Consider the following 4,765-nt stretch of genomic DNA (forward strand, 5'->3'; position numbering starts at 1 on the left):
TTTTGACGTTACCGACAGAATAAGCACCGGCTAACTCTGTGCCAGCAGCCGCGGTAATACAGAGGGTGCAAGCGTTAATCGGAATTACTGGGCGTAAAGCGCGCGTAGGTGGTTTGTTAAGTTGGATGTGAAAGCCCCGGGCTCAACCTGGGAACTGCATCCAAAACTGGCAAGCTAGAGTATGGTAGAGGGTGGTGGAATTTCCTGTGTAGCGGTGAAATGCGTAGATATAGGAAGGAACACCAGTGGCGAAGGCGACCACCTGGACTGATACTGACACTGAGGTGCGAAAGCGTGGGGAGCAAACAGGATTAGATACCCTGGTAGTCCACGCCGTAAACGATGTCAACTAGCCGTTGGGAGCCTTGAGCTCTTAGTGGCGCAGCTAACGCATTAAGTTGACCGCCTGGGGAGTACGGCCGCAAGGTTAAAACTCAAATGAATTGACGGGGGCCCGCACAAGCGGTGGAGCATGTGGTTTAATTCGAAGCAACGCGAAGAACCTTACCAGGCCTTGACATCCAATGAACTTTCCAGAGATGGATTGGTGCCTTCGGGAACATTGAGACAGGTGCTGCATGGCTGTCGTCAGCTCGTGTCGTGAGATGTTGGGTTAAGTCCCGTAACGAGCGCAACCCTTGTCCTTAGTTACCAGCACGTTATGGTGGGCACTCTAAGGAGACTGCCGGTGACAAACCGGAGGAAGGTGGGGATGACGTCAAGTCATCATGGCCCTTACGGCCTGGGCTACACACGTGCTACAATGGTCGGTACAAAGGGTTGCCAAGCCGCGAGGTGGAGCTAATCCCATAAAACCGATCGTAGTCCGGATCGCAGTCTGCAACTCGACTGCGTGAAGTCGGAATCGCTAGTAATCGCGAATCAGAATGTCGCGGTGAATACGTTCCCGGGCCTTGTACACACCGCCCGTCACACCATGGGAGTGGGTTGCACCAGAAGTAGCTAGTCTAACCTTCGGGGGGACGGTTACCACGGTGTGATTCATGACTGGGGTGAAGTCGTAACAAGGTAGCCGTAGGGGAACCTGCGGCTGGATCACCTCCTTAATCGACGACATCAGCTGCTTCATAAGCTCCCACACGAATTGCTTGATTCATTGAAGAAGACGATAGAAGCAGCTTTAAGCTCCAAGCTGATAGCTCCAAGCTAACAGTTACAAGCTCGAAATTGGGTCTGTAGCTCAGTTGGTTAGAGCGCACCCCTGATAAGGGTGAGGTCGGCAGTTCGAATCTGCCCAGACCCACCAATTTTGTTATGGGGCCATAGCTCAGCTGGGAGAGCGCCTGCCTTGCACGCAGGAGGTCAGCGGTTCGATCCCGCTTGGCTCCACCATAAACTGCTTCTGAAAGCTTAGAAATGAGCATTCACATTGAATGTTGATTTCTAGTCTTTTGATTAGATCGTTCTTTAAAAATTTGGGTATGTGATAGAAAGATAGACTGAACGTTACTTTCACTGGTAACGGATCAGGCTAAGGTAAAATTTGTGAGTACTCTTAAGAGTTTTGCGAATTTTCGGCGAATGTCGTCTTCATAGTATAACCAGATTGCTTGGGGTTATATGGTCAAGTGAAGAAGCGCATACGGTGGATGCCTTGGCAGTCAGAGGCGATGAAAGACGTGGTAGCCTGCGATAAGCTTCGGGGAGTCGGCAAACAGACTTTGATCCGGAGATCTCTGAATGGGGGAACCCAGCCATCATAAGATGGTTATCTTGTACTGAATACATAGGTGCAAGAGGCGAACCAGGGGAACTGAAACATCTAAGTACCCTGAGGAAAAGAAATCAACCGAGATTCCCTTAGTAGTGGCGAGCGAACGGGGACTAGCCCTTAAGTGGCTTTGAGATTAGCGGAACGCTCTGGAAAGTGCGGCCATAGTGGGTGATAGCCCTGTACGCGAAAATCTCTTAGTCATGAAATCGAGTAGGACGGGGCACGAGAAACCTTGTCTGAATATGGGGGGACCATCCTCCAAGGCTAAATACTACTGACTGACCGATAGTGAACTAGTACCGTGAGGGAAAGGCGAAAAGAACCCCGGAGAGGGGAGTGAAATAGATCCTGAAACCGTATGCGTACAAGCAGTGGGAGCAGACTTTGTTCTGTGACTGCGTACCTTTTGTATAATGGGTCAGCGACTTATTTTCAGTGGCGAGCTTAACCGAATAGGGGAGGCGTAGCGAAAGCGAGTCTTAATAGGGCGTCTAGTCGCTGGGAATAGACCCGAAACCGGGCGATCTATCCATGGGCAGGTTGAAGGTTAGGTAACACTGACTGGAGGACCGAACCGACTACCGTTGAAAAGTTAGCGGATGACCTGTGGATCGGAGTGAAAGGCTAATCAAGCTCGGAGATAGCTGGTTCTCCTCGAAAGCTATTTAGGTAGCGCCTCATGTATCACTGTAGGGGGTAGAGCACTGTTTCGGCTAGGGGGTCATCCCGACTTACCAAACCGATGCAAACTCCGAATACCTACAAGTGCCGAGCATGGGAGACACACGGCGGGTGCTAACGTCCGTCGTGAAAAGGGAAACAACCCAGACCGTCAGCTAAGGTCCCAAAGTTATGGTTAAGTGGGAAACGATGTGGGAAGGCTTAGACAGCTAGGAGGTTGGCTTAGAAGCAGCCACCCTTTAAAGAAAGCGTAATAGCTCACTAGTCGAGTCGGCCTGCGCGGAAGATGTAACGGGGCTCAAACCATACACCGAAGCTACGGGTATCACGTAAGTGATGCGGTAGAGGAGCGTTCTGTAAGCCTGTGAAGGTGAGTTGAGAAGCTTGCTGGAGGTATCAGAAGTGCGAATGCTGACATGAGTAACGACAATGGGTGTGAAAAACACCCACGCCGAAAGACCAAGGTTTCCTGCGCAACGTTAATCGACGCAGGGTTAGTCGGTCCCTAAGGCGAGGCTGAAAAGCGTAGTCGATGGAAAACAGGTTAATATTCCTGTACTTCTAGTTATTGCGATGGAGGGACGGAGAAGGCTAGGCCAGCTTGGCGTTGGTTGTCCAAGTTTAAGGTGGTAGGCTGGAATCTTAGGTAAATCCGGGGTTCTAAGGCCGAGAGCTGATGACGAGTTACCTTTTAGGTGACGAAGTGGTTGATGCCATGCTTCCAAGAAAAGCTTCTAAGCTTCAGATAACTAGGAACCGTACCCCAAACCGACACAGGTGGTTGGGTAGAGAATACCAAGGCGCTTGAGAGAACTCGGGTGAAGGAACTAGGCAAAATGGCACCGTAACTTCGGGAGAAGGTGCGCCGGTGAGGGTGAAGGACTTGCTCCGTAAGCTCATGCCGGTCGAAGATACCAGGCCGCTGCGACTGTTTATTAAAAACACAGCACTCTGCAAACACGAAAGTGGACGTATAGGGTGTGACGCCTGCCCGGTGCCGGAAGGTTAATTGATGGGGTTAGCTAACGCGAAGCTCTTGATCGAAGCCCCGGTAAACGGCGGCCGTAACTATAACGGTCCTAAGGTAGCGAAATTCCTTGTCGGGTAAGTTCCGACCTGCACGAATGGCGTAACGATGGCGGCGCTGTCTCCACCCGAGACTCAGTGAAATTGAAATCGCTGTGAAGATGCAGTGTATCCGCGGCTAGACGGAAAGACCCCGTGAACCTTTACTATAGCTTTGCACTGGACTTTGAATTTGCTTGTGTAGGATAGGTGGGAGGCTTTGAAGCGTGAACGCCAGTTTGCGTGGAGCCATCCTTGAAATACCACCCTGGCAACTTTGAGGTTCTAACTCAGGTCCGTTATCCGGATCGAGGACAGTGTATGGTGGGTAGTTTGACTGGGGCGGTCTCCTCCTAAAGAGTAACGGAGGAGTACGAAGGTGCGCTCAGACCGGTCGGAAATCGGTCGTAGAGTATAAAGGCAAAAGCGCGCTTGACTGCGAGACAGACACGTCGAGCAGGTACGAAAGTAGGTCTTAGTGATCCGGTGGTTCTGTATGGAAGGGCCATCGCTCAACGGATAAAAGGTACTCCGGGGATAACAGGCTGATACCGCCCAAGAGTTCATATCGACGGCGGTGTTTGGCACCTCGATGTCGGCTCATCACATCCTGGGGCTGAAGCCGGTCCCAAGGGTATGGCTGTTCGCCATTTAAAGTGGTACGCGAGCTGGGTTTAGAACGTCGTGAGACAGTTCGGTCCCTATCTGCCGTGGACGTTTGAGATTTGAGAGGGGCTGCTCCTAGTACGAGAGGACCGGAGTGGACGAACCTCTGGTGTTCCGGTTGTCACGCCAGTGGCATTGCCGGGTAGCTATGTTCGGAAAAGATAACCGCTGAAAGCATCTAAGCGGGAAACTTGCCTCAAGATGAGATCTCACTGGGATCTTGAATCCCCTAAAGGGCCGTCGAAGACTACGACGTTGATAGGTTGGGTGTGTAAGCGCTGTGAGGCGTTGAGCTAACCAATACTAATTGCCCGTGAGGCTTGACCATATAACACCCAAGCAATTTGCGAACTCGAAAGAGACCAGATTGCGGTGTGTGAAGACGAAACAAACCGAAAGTTTGCACAGCTCACAAAACACCGAAACCTATTACATACCCATTCGCTGGCACGTTGCACATGCAACGGACTGGCTACCGAATTTCTTGACGACCATAGAGCGTTGGAACCACCTGATCCCATCCCGAACTCAGAAGTGAAACGATGCATCGCCGATGGTAGTGTGGGGTTTCCCCATGTGAGAGTAGGTCATCGTCAAGATTAAATTCCGAAACCCCAA

Annotated in this window: 2 tRNA genes and 3 rRNA genes; all 5 read left to right on the top strand. The window is 51.3% G+C overall.

Features of this window, described 5'->3' with window-relative positions:
• Positions 1-1,067, top strand: a 16S ribosomal RNA gene (locus tag GWQ44_RS30750); the annotation flags it as partial.
• 123 nt (positions 1,068-1,190) lie between these two features.
• Positions 1,191-1,267, top strand: a tRNA-Ile gene (locus tag GWQ44_RS30755).
• Between the two features lie 10 nt (positions 1,268-1,277).
• Positions 1,278-1,353 (top strand) — tRNA-Ala (locus GWQ44_RS30760).
• A gap of 230 nt (positions 1,354-1,583) precedes the next feature.
• A 23S ribosomal RNA gene (locus tag GWQ44_RS30765) occupies positions 1,584-4,475 on the top strand.
• A 155-nt stretch (positions 4,476-4,630) separates the two neighbouring features.
• Positions 4,631-4,746 (top strand): 5S ribosomal RNA (rrf, locus tag GWQ44_RS30770).
• Positions 4,747-4,765 lie beyond the last annotated feature (19 nt).

The sequence above is a fragment of the Pseudomonas sp. 3MA1 genome, from assembly GCF_029237275.1.
Lineage (GTDB): Bacteria > Pseudomonadota > Gammaproteobacteria > Pseudomonadales > Pseudomonadaceae > Aquipseudomonas > Aquipseudomonas fluorescens_AP.